Below are 15,999 nucleotides of genomic sequence, written 5' to 3'. Positions count from 1 at the left end.
AAGCCTTACAGGATGTGGAAACTTGTAGGGCTTTTTTTTTGCGGTTTACTTCACCCCACCAAAGGCGGCAAAACATAAATTTTTATGCAGAATTTCTGTTTTTCGGAAACCAACCTTTTTCATCAAATCAAGCTGGTAATTTACCGACCGCGGTGAATCTTCTTTCTCGATATAATCGAATACTTTTTGGCGGTAATCGGCACCTCCTACGCCCTCCAGATAGTCACCGTATTTTTGCCATATAAAATCATTTACGGCGTTGGAATCTTGTAAAACCAAATCCGAAATCATTAAACAACCACCCTCATTTAAAAGCTCGTAAAGTTTTTTGAATGTGCTTTCCCAGTCTGCATCGTCGCGCAGATGATGCAATACCGCACCGGCTAAAATGATGTCAAAAGTTTTACCCGCAAAATCTATTTCACGGATGTCTCCTTGTAAACTTTTAATTTCTCCGCTTGTTTGTGCGGAAACTCTTTCTTTAGCCCTTGTTAACATGGGTTCACTTAAATCAACCAAGGTGCAATTTAAGTTTGGGAGCTTAGTGAGCATTTTTAAAGTGTAGTTTCCTGCGCCACAACCAACATCCAAAATATCCTGGGCGTTTGGAACGATACTTTTTGCCGCCTCGGTAATGAGTTCAAGTGATATTTCGGCATCAATGGTAGAAACTTGTCCGGTGTCTAAATTTGAAAAACGTTCAACATCGTTATCAAAACGTTCTTTTATTTCTTGGGTGGTGGATTTGTGCATTTTAAAGAATTTAGTTTTATCAGATTTTAGATAGCTTTTGCGCAAAAATCTGGGAATTTAATATTTCAAGTTTATCAGAACTAAATTTTTGAAAATCTTTATCAAATGTTATTAAATAGTCCATTCTGTTTTTTTAAAGCCGTGTAGTACTGTATAGCATCTTCAATATCTAAAAAATCCGATTCTGATGCCATAATAGCGTAATTATGATTAGCGTCTATAACCTTAGCAATATCTAAGAATCTAACAAGTGTGAGTTTCGCTATTTTAACACCCAATTTTTTTGTGAGATAGCATCCAACGATGTGTAAAACTGATGAGCTAACAAATAACTGGACCGTAGATTCTTTCTGTGATTGGAAAATAACTGCTGCTTCATTATATTTTTCTCTTTTTAATATGTACTCCAAAATGATATTGGTATCCAAAAACACTTTAATAGCCATATTTCTTTGCTCTTTCTATATAATACTCTTTTTTAAAGTCTATATCAGGGTTTGTTGCTGGAACTTCAAGTCTGTCAACATATTCCATAAAACTTTCTTTTTTTTCTCTCGGCAGGCTTTTAAGATAATTCTCTACAATACCCGATAAGCTTTCATTAACCTCTTCAGCATACTCTTTTGCTCTTGTTAATACACTTTTTTCTATGGTTAGATTGACTTTGGTTTTCATATGATAAATATGCGTATTATTTTCAATACGCATATTTAGGGGTTAGTTTTAAACTAAAAAGCCCCGAACAGTCGAGGCTTTTGACAAAATTTTATTCAAATCTTTAAACATTCTTAGTCAACCAATCACCAACCTCGCTGGTTTTGTAGGCTTTGTTTTTTCCGGCTAAATCTTCGGTAACAATACCTTCATTAACGAAAAATGGCTTTAGATGCTTTCTGCATCAAACAATTATTTTATAAAACGGGCGGATGAGGTATTTTTTCCATCTTTTAAAATAACTATATAATAGCCCGGTACTATTGCCGATATGTCTATCTTTCTATCGAAAAGAACCGTTCCGGCAGTTATTTTCTGAGAAATCACTTTTTCTCCTTTGACATTAATAATGTTTAATTCTGTTTCTGATGTTGTTACAGCATAATTTAATCTTAAATAATCTGTACATGGATTTGGATATACACTAAATTTTAGGCTTTCCTTATTATCAGCACTTATAATAGAGCTGTAGCTATATTTCCCATCTTTATCCAGTTGTTTTAAGCGATAATAAGAAATTCTTTCCAAAGCATTTTTATCCTTAAAAATGTAATAGCCTGTTCCCGATATGTTTTTGGCAGGTATATTACCGATGGTTTCAAAAGTTTTTCCATCAGCACTCCTTTCTATATCAAAAGATTGGACGTTTACTTCATTGGCTGTTTTCCAATTTAGCGTTACTCCCATGGCAAAACTGTTATCTAATTTAGCAGTGAAAGAAAGGAAATTTAAAGGCAAAGGCCCTGTTTTTACAAACTGAACTGTTGGGCTTGTGCCTGCCATATTAACGGTAACCTCATACAGACCTTCATCACTCCCTCCTATTGCCCATTGGTAATCAGTAGAACTTCCACCAGAAAGCACAAACGTTGCATCAGTTGAGACTAAGCTTTGGGCATTGCTTAAAGGGTGTATCCAGTCAAAATTACCTTCAAAAGTAAGGTTGGTTGCAATTTTAAAATTTCCGCTAGTCAAATTACCTGTCCAGGTAAATATTGCGGGGTTTCCTGCATCAACGGTCATCGCTGTCGCATTGTCAAGACTCCACCCGCCCGGTGTGGCATCCCCCACAAGATATAAGTTTGGATAATAATCTACTTTAGTGAAACTTACAGACATGTCTTCTACGTTTATGCTAATGGCATAAATTCCTTCATCTACGGGAGTAACCTGCCATTTATTATCTGTAGCATCACCTTCAAGAACTATGATATGACTGGCATCTGTAATTGACTGGCCGTTTGTTACGGGCATAATCCAATCTCCAATGCCCCAATCTGCATTTTGGGTATGAATTTTTAACTCGCCTGATTTTAGAAATCCGGTATAGGTAAAGAGTTTATCGTTTACAGCAGATTTCACCATCGGGATTCCCTGCGGAACCCAATCGTTGATAACAGTTGCGTTTCCCACCAATCCCAGATAGGTGTAATCGGCTGCTTTTAGTGAAAAAACAGCCATAAACTGTACCGCCAAAAGTGAAATAAAGAATAGTTTTTTGTTCATAATGGTTTAGTTTAAAAGTGAATAATATTGTTTTTAAGGCCTTAAGAAGTTTTATCTTTCACAACGAGATAAACTTCTTAAGGCTTTTTCTCTTCTATAAATTTTTCAGTCCGTTTAACTTATTCTTATCCGTTACCTGTATAATGCTTACCGCAAAACCACCCGCAGGAACAGATTTTTGCACCAGCTTGGATTTATTGGTTACCACAACTTTTCTGACCTCGTAAGCTTGTGGATTTTTTTTATAATCGGCATCTTTTGCATCGGCATAAATGGTTGCGATGTACTTTTTACCCGCATCTAAAAAGCTGAGCGAGATATTAGCGGTATGCCCTTTTTCTCCGGCAACGTTGCCTATAAACCAATTATTACTGTTTTTTGCTTTTCTGGCAACGGTAATGTACTGTCCCGGTTCTGCTTCCAGATATTTGGTGTCGTCCCAATCAACGGCTACGTCTTTAATAAACTGGAACGCATCCGGGAAACGTTCGTAATTCTCGGGAAAATCGGCCGCCATTTGCAAAGGGCTGTACATAGTAACATAAAGAGCCAGCTGATTGGCAATGGTAGCATTTACATGCGAGCCGTTATGGCAATCCATTTCAAAAATTCCGGGCGTGTAATCCATTGGCCCGCCAATTAACCTTGTAAAAGGCAAAATGGTAACGTGGTTGGGCTTGCTTCCGCCAAATGCCTGATATTCTGTTCCTCTGGCAGATTCGTTTCCGATAAGGTTTGGATAAGTACGGCAGATACCGGTAGGACGTACTGCCTCATGCGCATTTACCATTATTTTATAATCGGCGGCTTTTTCTATGGCATATTGGTAATGGTTATTGATCCACTGGCTGTAATGGTGTTCGCCTCTTGGGAGTATATCGCCCACATAACCACTTTTTACAGCGTTATACCCATATTTTTTCATAAAAGTATAAGCTGTATCTAAATGGCGTTCGTAATTTCTAACAGAACCGGAGGTCTCGTGGTGCATAATCATTTCCACGCCTTTGCTTTTAGCATAGTCTTGTATCTCTTTTACGTTAAAATCGGGATAGGGAGTTACAAAATCGAAAACGTAATCTTTAGAGTTACCAAACCAGTCTTCCCAGCCCACATTCCAGCCTTCTACAAGCACTGCGTTAAAACCATTTTTTGCCGCAAAATCTATATAATGTTTTACATTTTCGGTAGTTGCACCATGGCGGTTATGCGGTTTTACTTTGGTGTAATCTGTTTTTCCCAATTGTATGCTCGGCAAATCATTGGTATAAGACCACTCGCTTTTTCCGGTAATCATTTCCCACCAAACGCCTACATATTTTATAGGTTTTATCCACGATGTGTCTTCTATCTTACATGGCTCGTTCAAGTTCAGCGTAAGCGATGAAGCTAAAATATTACGGGCATCGTCACTTACCATAACCGTTCTCCACGGTGTTTGTGCCGGTGCCTGTAAATGCCCCTTGGTTCCGTCGGCATCGGGTGTTAACCACGATTCGAAAACAAAATTCTTATCATCCAGATTCAGGTGCATGCAAGCGTAATTGACTAAAGCCGCTTCGTGGATATTGATGTACAGGCCGTCTTTGCTTTTCATCATTAAGGATGTTTGTACACCCGTTGGCGAAAAAACGGTTTGCGAAGAATTTGGCGTAATAGCGCTTTTCATCAATCCTCTTATTTCTGAAAGTTTCGAGGTAGTATAGTCGTATTCCTGCGTATCATAATCTCCCGGAATCCAAAAAGCGGTATGGTCTCCGGTCATGGCAAACTGTGTTCTTTCTTCTTTGATAGTGAGATACACTAGATTTTTTTGCTGCGGAAATTCGTAGCGGAAACCTAATCCATCGTTAAACAAACGGAAACGGACAACCATTTCTCTGTTGGTTTCCTGCTGTACAAGTTTTACCGCCAGCTCGTTGTAGTTGTTACGGATGTTCTTACGCTCGCCCCAAACCGGCTGCCACGTTTCGTCAAAACTGTTTGTGCTTGTGCTGGCTACGCTAAACCTGTCATAAAGCGATGTTTTTACATCTTTTTGTTCCTGCTTAATATCAGCTTCGGCTCCAAATTCCATTTTTGTGGTATTTCCTTCCAATTCTATTCCCATTTTGCTGGGCTTAATTACCTCCTTACCTTTATAAAAAAGCTGATAGGTTGGTGTGCCGTTGTCTGCTATACGGAAATTCATTTTCAACTGTCCGTCCGGTGATTTCAGTTCCTGCGCCAATGCGGAGCAAGCCAGAATTAAGCAACTAAGTAGTGCGGTAATGTGTCTCTTCGTTATCATATTATGTTATTTCGTATTAAGCGCTGATTGTTTGTTGATGTTTTTATGAAGCTCTATTTCCAGCTTTATTTATAAACTTCTATTTGTCGGCTCATTCTTTCATCAGGAATTTTCACCCAACATTCCCTGCTTTCTTCGTTCCACGACCATTGAATTGATTTTTTATCTGTTTCGATGTTTTTTTCAATAGTCTGCTGTTTTACATTTTTGATGTTTTTACCTACGCACAACACAGATTTTGGTTTCTTTTCCAAATGGTATTTCAGAATGATATTTCTCCGTTCTGCCTGTTTATAGCCTTTATCTTCTGGTGTGATAGTGGTTTGCCAACCGCTGCTTTTTGTTTGGCAGCTAAACAAGGTTTTCGAGTAAATATCTTTCAGATAATCCTGATTATTTCCTTCGTCCTCATACAGCTCGAAACTTGCATTTTCATCTTCATAATTCGGAAAAACATGAATAAACAGCGGATAATCCGTTCTTTCATCCAGATGTTGCATTACAGGTATCTGCGGAATAATGGAGCCTTTCTTAACAAATATCGGAATGGTGGTTAATGGTGCCTGATAAGCAATTGTTTGTCCGCCCAAATAAACCGTTTGCTTATTGTTAAAGTCTATCCATTCGCCATCCGGCAGATAAACTTTTTTTACCCGCTCGCCTTTTTTCAATACGGGGGCTACCAAAAGTTCTCGGCCGCACAAAAACTCGTCATCTATTTTTACCACATTTTCATCATCGGGATATTCCATAAACAAGCCCCTTACAATAGGCAATCCGGTATCATGCGCCTTGCGGGCATAAGTGTACAGATAAGGGAAAAGCTGATATTTTAGTTCGATGGCTGTTTTCGCATTTTTCTCTGCTATTTCGCCAAACATCCACGGTTCTACCGCATTGTTACCTTCGTGATGGGCCCTGCTCAATGGATTAAACACACCAAACTGCATCCACCGCGTATAAAGTTCGGCCATAGCCGGATAGTCGGTAATATCGCCACAGTAACCGGATATGTCCGTTGTCCAAAAAGGAATGCCCCCTAAACCTGCCGAGATACCAACCGCAACCTGATTGGCCATTTGCGCCCAACCGTTCAGCACATCGCTGCCGTTTCCGCTGTCGCCTGTCCAGCCAAAAGTATAACGCTGCAGACCTGCGTATGCCGCTCTTGTCATCTGAAATACGCGTTTATTAGGATTGTGTTTTTCAAATTGCTCTTTTACTACTTTATCCCATGTAAGGCCAAAAATATTATGGATTTCGGCATGCGTCCCTATATGGTGCTGCATATTTAGTCGATCGATGTCTTCTTCGTTGCTCCACGCAGGTTCGCCCATATCCGTCCAAAATCCGCGAACCCCATCATTTAACGGTTTCTGTTGATAAGCACCCCACCAATCTGCCACGGCCGGAATGGTAAAATCAACCACTCCGCAGTTACCGCCCCAAGGCCACGGCATGTCATAAGATTTACCGGTTCGTTTGTCCTTTACCAAATAGCCCAAGCGGTCGGCTTCTTCCCATTGTTTTTTATTTGCCTGAGAAATCACGGGATCCTGCGAAACAATCATTTTAAAACCTTGCTTCTCCAAGGTTTGTAGCATGGCTTTAGGATTGCTGTAATTTCCTTTGCGCCACTCAAAATCCTGCAGGCCTTGTGTCCAGCCAATATCCTGATAAATGATGTCGCAGGGGATTTGGCGTTTTCTAAATTCCGAAGCTATTTCCAGTGCCTGATCTTCGCGGGTGTACATCCCCCGAGACTGTGCAAAGCCAAAAGCCCATTTCGGTGGCATAATTGGCTTTCCGGTAAGCGCAATGTACTGTTGCTGTATTTCTTTATAGTCTTTGCCATAAATAAAATAATAGACAAATTCTCCATCAGGAGCTTCAAAAGAATAATATTCTTCTGTTTTTGAACCGAAATCGAACTCGGTTTTATAGGTATTATCTAAAAAGATTCCGTAATGATAACTGCTCATAAAGAACGGAATACTTTTATACAATGGGTCTTCTGTTGTGCTGTAGCAGGGCCTATCGCTGTTCCACATTTTGTAGGTTTTGCCACGCCTGTTCAGCGTTCCGGTTTTTTCGCCCAAACCAAAAAACTGTTCGTCTTTGCGCAGTACTTTTAATGCTTTTTTGCCGGTTGTACCTGTTGCAATGTGTCCCTGTTCTTTATAATCGCTGAAAAGCAGTTTTTGCCATTTATCAAAAATCTGCAACTGCATAGGATTTTTATTGAGCCTTATGCGCAGTTTTGAAGTGAATATTTCATAGGCAGATTGTTCTTCGTTAACGTTTATTTCGCCTATATCTTCCAGGTTTTCATTTACAATTGCGAATGAGCCGTTTTTGCGAATTAATTTACCGGATGGGTCGTACCAGATTTTTACCACAGCACTACTGTTTAAAGTTAGTGCCAGTTTTGAACCGTCCTTAGCTTCAAAAACTACCTGATTACCTGTCTTTTTATAGGATATACATTCGGTTGCTGTTGCTGTCAAAGACAACAACAGACCGAAACTAACAATGAACCCGAACAGCGTTACAATCTTCATATCAATATTCTATCACTACCATATCCCAGTATTTAAGAGACGGAAGCGTTAGGGTTACTTTATTGCCTGTTTGGGTGAAATCCAAAATTTTGGCTACTCCGCCATCTACATCAGGGGAGGCAAACCAAACTTTAGAGGGTGTGCCAGAAACCCGTACGTTAATAGTTGGTGTACTGATTAATTCTGGTTCTGCCTGTGTGGCTTTATTGTCCCGCCAAACCATTGTGGTGGCATTGGTAAAGTTTATCAGATGAACAATGTCTTTTCCGTTTACTTTTTTACCGATGGTTGCTACTTTTCCTTTAGCTGCCGGCCAGCTTTCGGATACAATCGCACTGTTTGCGAAGCTTACATTTGCCGGCTGAAAGTCTCCGCCATCGCGAAGCAGGTTTTGGTAGGCTACCGAAAAATCGTAGTAACTGATAAGGGCTTTGCCTAAATCTGCCCGCATCTGCAGGTTATTTTTAGGGAAATATTCGTTAATGAGGTAATGTTCGCCTAATTCTAAATGCGCTCCACCCCATGCGAAAATTGCCGCATCAGCCAACAAAATACCGGGTTTGTTTACATAACCGCTACTGTTAACGTTATAATCCATGTAGGCAGCCAGCACAATATTTTTCTGATAGTTGCTTTTTGAAAGGTTATCATTCATCACGTTAATAAGGTCGGCGTAAGACATACTTTCATTATCGCCTTCACGGCCTCCCCAAACTTCGGTGTACAGAAAATCTACCGGAGCCGGGGCAATTTTGTCTTGTGCGTAACCACCAACGGCGTTGAACAGCAAATATTTATCTGGCTGTGCAGCTTTCATGGCGTTGATAAACGAGCTGTACGAAGTTGGCATATCAATCAGGTTTCCGTTATAGTCATACCTATCGCCCCGGTATCCTAATTGATCAATATGGTAGCCATCAAATCCAAAGGCATCGTAAACGTCTTTATTTCTGCCGTTAATGTATTGTTGCCAGTCTGTATTACCAGCATTTACCAAGTAAATGTTGCTACGCCCCGAAAGCGGATGATAATCTTTCTCTTGATGGTTTTTATCGTTAAAAATGTACCACTCTTCTTTTACACCATCGGCAGTGGCACTGTTTAACGCACCGTAGCACAAGTTGTAAAACATGGTTTTCATGTTTCTTGTCTTCGCTTCGTCAATATATCCTTTAACGGTGGAGAAATAATTGGTGCGACCAAAAATATCGGGCCATGATGTGGCCGGGTTTTCAACTGTTCCTGCCAAAGGGCGATGATGATCGTACAGCCAATCGTAAAACTGCAGGCCGTTGATGTGGTAACGGTTCAGCAGTTCTATGTTCCGTTTCAGGTGGACATCCTGTATTTTTCCGTAATCTGACAGAAAGCCATAACGGGGGAATTTTGCCCAATCAGAAGAAACATCAACGGCTATGTTGTCAACCACTTTTTCTGCTCCGTTTTCTGTGGTAAAAATTTCTACCATGTAGCCTCTGTAATCATCAGCAGGCGGGTTCCATGTCCATGTAGTTGCTATAAGGTTGTCTTCTTTGATTACCTTGCCTAAATAGGAATAACGGACTTTAGCACCGGAAACAAGTTCTTTAAAATTGAATTTAACCGGCTCGCCGGGCTTGTATATGGATTTATCTGTTGATAAAGTAATATCTATATAGGACTGGCCATAGGTTATCGGATTATTACTTACGTTAAAGTAATCTTTCTTGCATCCAAAAAGTACCAAAAGGCATAGCGTTGCAGGTATATATATTTTTTTCATGAATATGATTTCTTATAGATTTATTGTTTTGTGATTTTTACTGTCTCCTGCAACTGGTCCAACTCGATAGTATAAGTACCCGCGGAAGATATTTTCCACTTATAATCAGTGCCTGAACCTGCGGGACTATACACCATTGGCTCTACAGTGCCACTCGGCTGTTTATTGGCCGTACTTGCTAAAAAGAAAGCACCACTCCAATCGGTTTTTTTGTCGCAGGTAAATTTCAGCTCATCAGTTCCTAAAGGGCCTGTCCATGTAAATTTGTAGGGGTTTCCGCTAAGGGCAGTCATTGGCAGTGCATTGGCAATATCCCAGCCGATGGATGTTGCTCCGCCAACTAAATAAATCACCGGAAACGGATTGTATTTCACAATATCGATTTTCATGGTGCGGAGGTCTAATTTAATTTTATATACTCCTGGGGCAATTTTCCATTTATTATCTTCTGGATTTTCGTCACCGCTCAGTTTAACAACATCCAGATTGGTTCCGGCACCTTGTCCGTTTACTGCCGGACGTAAGAATACTTTATCACCATCAAACGAATTCCCTACGGTTGCTATCTTAAATTCATCGGTAGCATTTGATGAATTTAGTTCGGCGTTAAAATGGAATACAAAGGGATCAAGCATATCATTTTCCATCGGTTCAAAATTCCAGCCTGTAAAGCCACCAACAAACCATAACTGGCCGTATTGTGGTGCGTCTTTCGCTTCAATACTGATGACTTTGGTGATGATATTTAAGGTAATCTGATAGACTCCCGTTGCCGGAATATTAAATTTGTCATCCGGTTGGCTGTCTGTTTCACGCAGATAAAGTTGCTGGTCGTTATCCCCTTTGGTATAAGATGGCAGAAATTGACCTAATGTGGTAATAAACTTCAGCTCGCCAGCATTTAATTTGCCCTGCCATGTAAAGCCTCCGGCGGTACCTGCTACAACGTTCATTGGAGTTGCATCATCTGCGCTCCAACCTCCTGCGGTTGCTGGTCCTATAAGGAATAATGTTTTGGCAATAGGCTTATAGGTTTTTGCAAACAGGTTTAGGGTTTCGGATACCTGAGGTTCCATGCCTTCTACAGCTACTGTTGCAATAATTCGGGCTTCCAAATCGGCTTCCGTATCGAAATTTAAACTTATATCTTCTGTTAAAATGGCATTTAACTCTTCGTGGGTATATTCTAAGGTATTAGTGCCTTTTTCTAAATCTACAGAAAAACTGTTCTGAAAATTAGTACCTGCCAGTGCCAATTGAAACTGGTAAGTAATGCCTGCATTGGTTCCTTGGTTAGAACCTCTTGTCCAGCTGAATTTGACGGCCTTTCCAGTAGGGTTTGACACATCTAAAGTCAAAGAATCCACATCTGCCGAAAGTGCCAGCTTCTGCTCGCCGGTATCCTTAAAGGTTTCACTTAAATCTTTTTTACAGGAAAAAAGGATAAAAGGGAACAAAAATAAAAGTGCTATAAATATTTTATCAATTGTTTTCATTGTTGAAATGTTTTTCTGTTAATAACCCGGGTTTTGAACCAAATTGTGGTTAGCGTCTATTTCTTTTTGCGGAATAGGCAGCAATAAATGTTTGCGTGATGCATTCACCTTACCTATAGAGTGCAGAAAATCCAATGCGTATTGTCCGTTATTCCAGCGGATCATATCAAACCAACGCTGTCCTTCGAAAGCCAGTTCTATACGGCGCTCATGGATAATTTTTTCCCGCATTTGCGCCTGATTCAGGTTCTCTATATCTCCCCGATTTGTTAAGCCTGCCCGTTTGCGTACTTCAAATAGTGGTGTTTCTGCCTCTTGCGTTAGCCCAAGCTCATTTAATGCTTCTGCTTTCATCAATAATACATCGGCGTAACGGAGCACAATGATGCTTGCCGAATTGGTGTTGTAATCCGGCGATACAGAAAGTGGCACCAAAAATTTACGGACATTGTAACCGGTTGATGACATGGAAGCACTATACTGCTTTCCGTCAAATGGTGGGCAACCGGGATACAGAATTGTTTTATCTTTCCTTAAATCGCCGGCTTCGTACTGATCCACAAATTCCTGTGTCGGCTGATTCCAACCGTATCCACCTCCAACCCAGTTCTGATTACGTGGGCCCATGTAGGTACTTAACCAAGTGGCTTGGTTTTCATCGTCCCAGAAACCGGCATTGGTTAATCCAAAATATTGCACTTCAAAAAGAGATTCTGCTGTGTTTTTGTTTTTTGCTTCTCCGCCAAAACAATCCGAATAATCGGGATTAAGAGAATAGCCCAATGTTTCTACTTTGGCAATCATATCCAAACAGTCCTGATATTTGCCTAATGTGAGGTACACTTTTGCCAGCATCCCGTAAGCAGCGCCTTTGGAGGCTCTTCCTATGTCTGCACCGCTATACTCTTCTTTTGTAGGCAATAATTCTATTGCATCTTTTAAATCGGGAATAATCACCTGTTCGTAAATGGTGTTTTTGTTCACTCGTTTAGGGAATAAATCATCATCGGGTTTGGTTGGTGTAAGACTTAGAGGTACATCTCCAAACAATTGCACCAAAAGGAAATAGTAATGTGCCCTTAAAAATTTGGCCTCGCCTATACAGCGTCTTTTTATATCATCGCTAATATTCATTTTAGGAACATTTTCTAAAACGGTATTGCAATAAAGTATTCCGGGATTTGGCCCTCTCCAAAAATCAATTGCGGCGAAGTTGTCTGCAGTAGTTGTAAAATTAGATAGCTGAACGGTTTCTATTCCATCATCGCCACCTCCGGCTCCAACTACGCTGTTTCCGGCAATAATATCGGTTGTCCAGATACGCATGTTGTACAGTTTTGGGCGCTGTAATGGTTGATAGGCCGCATTGGTTAACGCAATGGCACTTGCCTCGTCATTTATAGTTTCCGCTCCGGGGTCTTCGTAGGGTTTTTGCTCTAAAAAACCGGAACAGGAAGCCAGTATTGCTGACAAAAATATAGCTGATGTATATAATATTTTTTTCATTTGTTTATGATTAATCATGATTTGATAAAATGCTGTGTGAGCTTTGGCTAAATCATGGATGGTTTCATGAAATTTTCTTTTTATGGAATTAGAACTTAATATCGATACCAAAATTTAAGGTGCGAGTGAACGGGTAATTTCCCGAGTCTACCCCCGAAACTTCGGGATCAAAACCTGAATAATTCGTCAGCGTAAGCAAATTATTGCCTGATATATAAAACCGGGCGTTTGAGATATAGGCTTTTGCCAATGCTTTAGAAGGCAGGGTATATCCTAAAATCACACTTTTTAGCCTCACAAAAGAACCGTCTTCTATAAAGCGATTGGAAGAGCGGTTGTTATTGTTCGGGTCGGCGTAAACAGCTCTGGGTATAACATTGCTAGTTCCTTCGCCCGTCCAGCGGTCCAATACTTTTACAGACTGGTTTACAGTTGTGGACATTCCTTCGAGACTTACCCTGTTCCCGTTATATATCTCGTTTCCGGCTACACCTTGCAGATAAACCTGAAAATCGAAGTTTTTATAGTTGAAGCTATTGTTCATCGAAAATATCCAATATGGTGTTGGATTTCCAATGAAAGTACGGTCAAATTCGTTGATTACGCCGTTATTGTCCAAATCCCTAAAGCGGATGTCTCCGGGAGCCGTTCCTCCATCAACTTGGAGGGCGTAATTATTTACATCGGTCAAGTTCTGGAATATTCCGTTGGTTACATATCCATAAAATGCGCTCACCGGTTTTCCAACGGCATGTACCTGTGATCCGAAATAAATAGGTACATCGCCATCCAATTTCTTGATTTCGTTTTTATTGTAGGATACGTTTGCATTCGTATTCCACTCGAACGCACCTGTAGTATTGCGTGATGAAATAGTAAATTCCCATCCTTTGTTCTGAACTTTACCTGCATTAATCTGTGGTGTGTAGATGTCTGAATATCCGGTAGTTATCGGAACAGACATCCCCACCAACATATCGCTGGTGTTTTTGATGTAGGTATCAAATGTTACATCAATACGCTGGTTCAGCAATGATGCATCTACACCCAAATTCCACTGTTTCACCACCTCCCATTTAATATCCGGGCTTGGCATTACCAAAGGATAAAGTGTTGCTACGGGCGTTCCGTTAAACACATATTGTGATGTATTTAAACGTGTAATGGCGGCGTAAGTGTCTAATGGTGCCTGGTTACCGGTTTCGCCATAGCCAAACCTTAATTTGGCATCGCTAAGAATATTGTTCTTTTTGTAAAAAGATTCTTCGGTGATACGCCATGCTGCAGAGAACGAAGGGAATGTTCCCCAACGGTTTTTGCTGGCAATACGCGAAGTACCGTCACGGCGCACTGTTGCGGTTAAAAGGTATTTGTTATCATAAGAATAATTTACACGTCCGAAGAATGAAAGTAAGCTCCATTCACTTCTTCCGCCGCCTATTTGCGGTTCCAACAAGCCGTTGTTCAACTGGTTGTAATCGTCGGAAAGAAATTCTTTTTTGCTCCCGTTGATGTACCTGAAATCATTATTCTGGGCACTGGAGCCTATCATGGCATTTAGGCTGTGCTTTCCGGCAAAAGTGTCCATGTAGGTAAGTGTATTGTCCCACAGGTAGGTAATACTCTTGTTCCAGCCTTCGCCTCTGGTTGATTGTGGAACCGGAATTGGCTTCCAGTCGTATTTGGGCGAGAAAGAAACCGAGTTCCAGTCTTTATAATCGATACCGCCCAATGTTTTGAAGACGATTTTTTTCAGAATAGTGGCTTCCCCGTAAATATTTCCCAGCAGATTATAGCCTTTGGTCTCGTTTTTCTCCAGATTTGCTGTTCCAATGGGGTTTCGCATATCCCCGTACCACTGTGCATTGTTTCCCGGGCCAGAGTAATTTCCTTCATCGTCATAAACGGGCTGTGTTGGCAATGCCCGCATGGTTCCTAAAATATCGTAGGAACCGTTACGTTTTTTGTCGTGGCTGAAAGTGAGATTGTTTCCAAACTTTAACCAGCTTAACGTTTTTGATTCGTTATTGAACTGTGCGGTATAACGCTTAAAATCTGTGTTGATAACAATTCCCTTTTGATCAAAAACACTACCCGACACGTAATAGGTTGATTTTTCGTTTCCACCCGAATAAGACAAGGAAGTATTTCGCATCATTCCGGTCTGTATCAGCTCATCATACCAGTTGGTTCCTTCTCCCCATGTTGTAGGGTCGGTAAAATCCGGACGTTGTGCATTTCCGGCATTTACCATCATTTCGTTATGTAATGAAGCAAACTGGCTGGCATTTAGCAATTTTGGTACACCGATAGCATCTTGTACGGCTACGTTCGAGCTAAAGGCAAAAGTTCCTTTTCCGTCTTTACCTTTCTTAGTTGTAATCAGCACTACACCGTTTGCTCCGCGTGAACCGTAAATAGCTGTTGCGGAAGCATCTTTTAAAATATCGATAGATTCAACATCGTTTTGGTTAATGGCATTCAGGTTTAAATCTGTAGGAACTCCGTCTATCACAACCAGCGGAGAACTATCGTTAATTGAGCCTAAACCACGGATGCGGATAGAACTGTTGCTTCCGGGCGCACCGGAATTGGTGATCATCACACCGGCGGCTCTACCCTGCAATGCTTCTGTTATGCTGGCTACTGGTTGGTCTTTTAATGTTTTGCTACTTACCGATGCTGTTGCGCCTGTTAAATCTTTTTTACGGACAACACCATAGCCCACCACTACTACCGTCTCCAGTTCCTGCGCATTGGCCTTCAATATCACACGAATATCGATTTTCCCTTCTGTGGAAATTTCCTGTTTTAAGAAACCCATATAAGAGATTACCAATATTGCATTATCGGGCACATCAATAGTAAACTTGCCGTTAATATCTGTTACGGTTCCCCTGCCTCCAGAGGATTTTACCATAACAGTAGCTCCAATAATGGTTTCACCCTGTTCGTCCAGAACGGTTCCTGTTACTTTTTTAAGGTTCTGCGATATTGCCACCGTTCCTGTAAAAAGCATACATAGCATAATAAGGAATATTTTAGGAATAGGCAATTCCTTAAATTGTTTGTAAAATTTTTTCATGCAGTTTTTAATAAAGGATTTAGTTTAATTGGTTATTTGGAAACTAAAAATTTACTTGCTTCCGTTACACAAATGTATCAGGCTATATACCGTAAAAAAAGGCTGTAAAGATAAAATATAGACCAACAAAACACATAATTCATTATTTATCAAATACTTATATTTAATATGAACTATAAAAAATATAGATATTATAAAAGGTATTATTGGGTGATTAATGATGTTTTTCATTGGTAACAAAAACATTACCTATTATAACTAAACCACTATGCACTGAAAGTGCATAGGTTTTTGGGAAAGAAGAATGGAATTCTTCTCACTGGACG

At 40.4% G+C, this 15,999-nt stretch carries 10 protein-coding genes; all 10 read right to left on the bottom strand.

The genetic code is table 11. The features are described 5' to 3' along the window. Nucleotides 1–45 precede the first annotated feature (45 nt). The 10 genes from BCY91_RS04310 to BCY91_RS04265 all read right to left on the bottom strand — a co-directional run bounded on the left by BCY91_RS04310 (nt 46) and on the right by BCY91_RS04265 (nt 15,673). Nucleotides 46–753, bottom strand: a complete 708-nt coding sequence (locus tag BCY91_RS04310) for a class I SAM-dependent methyltransferase (protein ID WP_120180895.1) — start codon at nt 751–753, stop codon at nt 46–48. Nucleotides 754–854: 101 nt separating this feature from the next. Then, entirely contained in the window at nt 855–1,199 is a 345-nt protein-coding gene (locus BCY91_RS04305) for a type II toxin-antitoxin system VapC family toxin (RefSeq protein WP_120180791.1), read from the bottom strand. Next, complete coding sequence (locus BCY91_RS04300; protein WP_120180790.1) at nt 1,189–1,461, bottom strand: DUF6364 family protein; 273 nt, start codon at nt 1,459–1,461, stop codon at nt 1,189–1,191. The genes BCY91_RS04305 and BCY91_RS04300 overlap by 11 nt, the downstream gene beginning before the upstream one ends. Nucleotides 1,462–1,659: 198 nt before the next feature. Continuing rightward, entirely contained in the window at nt 1,660–2,973 is a 1,314-nt protein-coding gene (locus tag BCY91_RS04295; protein ID WP_120180789.1) for a SusF/SusE family outer membrane protein, read from the bottom strand. 94 nt (nt 2,974–3,067) lie between these two features. Next, nucleotides 3,068–5,263, bottom strand: a complete 2,196-nt coding sequence (locus tag BCY91_RS04290; RefSeq protein WP_120180788.1) for a glycoside hydrolase family 97 protein — start codon at nt 5,261–5,263, stop codon at nt 3,068–3,070. Nucleotides 5,264–5,328: 65 nt separating this feature from the next. Next, nucleotides 5,329–7,824 carry a glycoside hydrolase family 31 protein gene (locus BCY91_RS04285; protein ID WP_120180787.1) on the bottom strand — a complete coding sequence of 832 codons (2,496 nt, stop codon included), beginning with the start codon at nt 7,822–7,824 and terminating at the stop codon, nt 5,329–5,331. Nucleotide 7,825: 1 nt separating this feature from the next. Beyond that, nucleotides 7,826–9,586, bottom strand: a complete 1,761-nt coding sequence (locus BCY91_RS04280) for an endo-dextranase (RefSeq protein WP_120180786.1) — start codon at nt 9,584–9,586, stop codon at nt 7,826–7,828. A 20-nt stretch (nt 9,587–9,606) separates the two neighbouring features. Next, a complete protein-coding gene (locus BCY91_RS04275; RefSeq protein WP_120180785.1) occupies nt 9,607–11,082 on the bottom strand; it encodes a SusF/SusE family outer membrane protein in 1,476 nt (491 codons plus the stop codon). 18 nt (nt 11,083–11,100) lie between these two features. Beyond that, nucleotides 11,101–12,588 carry a RagB/SusD family nutrient uptake outer membrane protein gene (locus BCY91_RS04270; protein WP_120180894.1) on the bottom strand — a complete coding sequence of 496 codons (1,488 nt, stop codon included), beginning with the start codon at nt 12,586–12,588 and terminating at the stop codon, nt 11,101–11,103. An 88-nt stretch (nt 12,589–12,676) separates the two neighbouring features. Next, nucleotides 12,677–15,673 carry a SusC/RagA family TonB-linked outer membrane protein gene (locus BCY91_RS04265; protein WP_120180784.1) on the bottom strand — a complete coding sequence of 999 codons (2,997 nt, stop codon included), beginning with the start codon at nt 15,671–15,673 and terminating at the stop codon, nt 12,677–12,679. Nucleotides 15,674–15,999: the final 326 nt, after the last annotated feature.

Source organism: Pelobium manganitolerans, assembly GCF_003609575.1.
GTDB lineage: Bacteria > Bacteroidota > Bacteroidia > Sphingobacteriales > Sphingobacteriaceae > Pseudopedobacter > Pseudopedobacter manganitolerans.
The sequence above is the reverse complement of the archived record's forward strand: the minus strand, read 5'-3'. Positions and strand labels throughout refer to the sequence as shown.

Excerpts from the sequence above, each read along its gene's own strand:
- BCY91_RS04300 (WP_120180790.1), bottom strand. The coding sequence starts at position 1,461 with ATGCGTATTGAAAATAATACGCATATTTATCATATGAAAACCAAAGTC.
- BCY91_RS04290 (WP_120180788.1), bottom strand. The coding sequence starts at position 5,263 with ATGATAACGAAGAGACACATTACCGCACTACTTAGTTGCTTAATTCTG.
- BCY91_RS04305 (WP_120180791.1), bottom strand. The coding sequence starts at position 1,199 with ATGGCTATTAAAGTGTTTTTGGATACCAATATCATTTTGGAGTACATA.
- BCY91_RS04285 (WP_120180787.1), bottom strand. The coding sequence starts at position 7,824 with ATGAAGATTGTAACGCTGTTCGGGTTCATTGTTAGTTTCGGTCTGTTG.
- BCY91_RS04280 (WP_120180786.1), bottom strand. The coding sequence starts at position 9,586 with ATGAAAAAAATATATATACCTGCAACGCTATGCCTTTTGGTACTTTTT.
- BCY91_RS04275 (WP_120180785.1), bottom strand. The coding sequence starts at position 11,082 with ATGAAAACAATTGATAAAATATTTATAGCACTTTTATTTTTGTTCCCT.
- BCY91_RS04310 (WP_120180895.1), bottom strand. The coding sequence starts at position 753 with ATGCACAAATCCACCACCCAAGAAATAAAAGAACGTTTTGATAACGAT.
- BCY91_RS04270 (WP_120180894.1), bottom strand. The coding sequence starts at position 12,588 with ATGAAAAAAATATTATATACATCAGCTATATTTTTGTCAGCAATACTG.
- BCY91_RS04265 (WP_120180784.1), bottom strand. The coding sequence starts at position 15,673 with ATGAAAAAATTTTACAAACAATTTAAGGAATTGCCTATTCCTAAAATA.
- BCY91_RS04295 (WP_120180789.1), bottom strand. The coding sequence starts at position 2,973 with ATGAACAAAAAACTATTCTTTATTTCACTTTTGGCGGTACAGTTTATG.